We start from the raw sequence: 1958 nt of genomic DNA, 5'->3' as shown, positions 1-1958 counted from the left end.
CTCTACCGCGAACGCCTCGAAAGCGCCCCCGCACTACCCAACACCCCGAACAAGCCCGCCAGCTGATCGCCTACACCACGACGAGGGACACCATCCGGCCTTTCAGTACCTGAGCTCCTACACCTGGGGCCGGGTCATCTTCTGGCTGCGGCGAAAACACCCGGGACTGAACTGGAAGCAGTTACGACGCCGCTTCTGCGGCGGTGGCTGGTGGCCGGCCAGCGAGGAAAGAGAACTGTTCAATCCGGCGAAGGTACGCACCACGCGCTACCGCTACCGGGGTTCAGTGATCCCCTCGCCCTGGCAGGTCACGGCATGAGACACCGGCAGAACCCAGGGCGGGACTTGTGGAGCGCCCGTTGCGTTGAGAGGCGCACGGCGGGTGCGGGAAGCGGTCCGGAGAAACGGGCCGGTCGAAAGGCCGGAACCGCGCTCCGGGCCGACTTCACGGCCTGGAGCTGACCGACCGTGGCTTTGACTTCTCGGTGCTGTCCGAGTTCCGCGCCAGGCTCATCGCCGGCAAGGCCGAACGCCGGGTACGCCGGGCAGGGGGCGTGTCCCGATAGGGGCCTTCGCGACAGGCACCGTCACAGTCTTGACCTCCCCTACCCGACGACGGCCACCGGTTCCGAGGCGACAGGGAGGCAAGCGGCCTTGCCCAGCATCACGCAGCCCACGGCCCCGTGTCACGTCCCGGCCGACGCCGTGGAGGAGGTCCTGCTCGGGGTCGACACCCACAAGGACTTCCACGCGGCAGCCGTCGTCACCGTCCTCGGCGCCGCATTGGACGGCCGCAGCTTCCCGGCCACCACCGATGGCTATCACCAACTTGTCTCTTGGGCCCGCTCGTTCGGCGCCCTGCACCGGGCAGGGGCGGAGTGCACCGGCTCCTATGGCGCCGCGCTCGGCCGTTACCTGCGCGCCGAGGGCATCGAGGTGACCGAGGTCAACCAGCCTGACAAGGCAGCGCGCCGACGACGTGGCAAGACCGACGCCGTCGACGCGGAAGCAGCGGCCCGCGCCGTGCTGTCCGGTCGCGCGACTGCGACCGCGAAGACGAGCGACGGCCCGGTCGAAGAGCTGAGGCTGCTCAAGCTCGCGAAAGGGTCCGCGATCAAGTCCCGGACCCAGGCCATCAACCAGTTCAAGAGCGTCCTGGTCTCGGCCGACACCGCCTTGCGCGAGTCGCTGGCAGGGCTGAGCAACCCGCACCTGTTCAAGCGGTGCGCCGAGCTGGACGACTCGCAAGAACGCGGTCCGGCGGGCACCACCCGGCACGTGTTGAAACTCCTCGCCGACCGCATCCAGCACCTGACCAGGGAGATCGTCGACCTGAACAAGCGGATAGCCGAGGGAGTCGAAGTAAACTTCCCCGGCCTGCTCGACACGCAGGGCGTCGGCCCGGACAGTGCCGCCGCCCTGCTGATCTCGGCCGGCGACAACCCCGATCGCCTCAGCAGCGAGGCCTCCTTCGCCGCACTGTGCGGCACCAGCCCTGTCGAGGCATCCTCCGGCAAGACCCAACGACGCCGTCTCAACCGCGGCGGTGACCGTCAGGCCAACGCGGCCCTCTACCGGATCGTTCTCAGCCGCCTGCGTTGGGACGACCGTACCCAGGACTACGTGCGGCGGCGCCTCGCGGAAGGTAAGACCCGCCGGGAGATCATCAGGTGCCTGAAGCGATACGTCGCACGCGAAATCTACCGGCTCATCGCCCCCATCAGGACAGCCGCATGCCCTGCAGAGCGCAACCGAACCGCAAGTTGACATCCATAGGGGCATCAACAGCTTCTCAGAGTCAAGCTTACGGTTCCGCTGTCGGCTGCTGGTGAACCCCGAGGGGGGTGGGAACGTCGTGAAGGTGAAAGCTGTGATGACCTTTTTTGGAGGCCGTGATGCCTGCTGAAGACCAACGTGCAGAGACGGACGAGCAGGGCCGGGAACAGGGGGGTGCGCAG

Annotated in this window: 1 protein-coding gene and 1 pseudogene; both read left to right on the top strand. The window is 67.5% G+C overall.

Annotation, left to right across the window (positions count from 1 at the left end):
* A pseudogene (locus ACFZDK_RS55790) lies at window positions 1-319 on the top strand (hypothetical protein); the annotation flags it as partial.
* Between the two features lie 386 nt (window positions 320-705).
* Window positions 706-1767 (top strand): IS110 family transposase, encoded by a 1062-nt coding sequence (locus ACFZDK_RS55785; RefSeq protein WP_390987099.1) that lies wholly within the window; start codon window positions 706-708, stop codon window positions 1765-1767.
* Window positions 1768-1958 lie beyond the last annotated feature (191 nt).

It is taken from the genome of Streptomyces sp. NPDC007901 (assembly GCF_042959465.1).
Lineage (GTDB): Bacteria > Actinomycetota > Actinomycetes > Streptomycetales > Streptomycetaceae > Streptomyces.
This window is presented reverse-complemented; position numbering and strand designations above follow the sequence as displayed.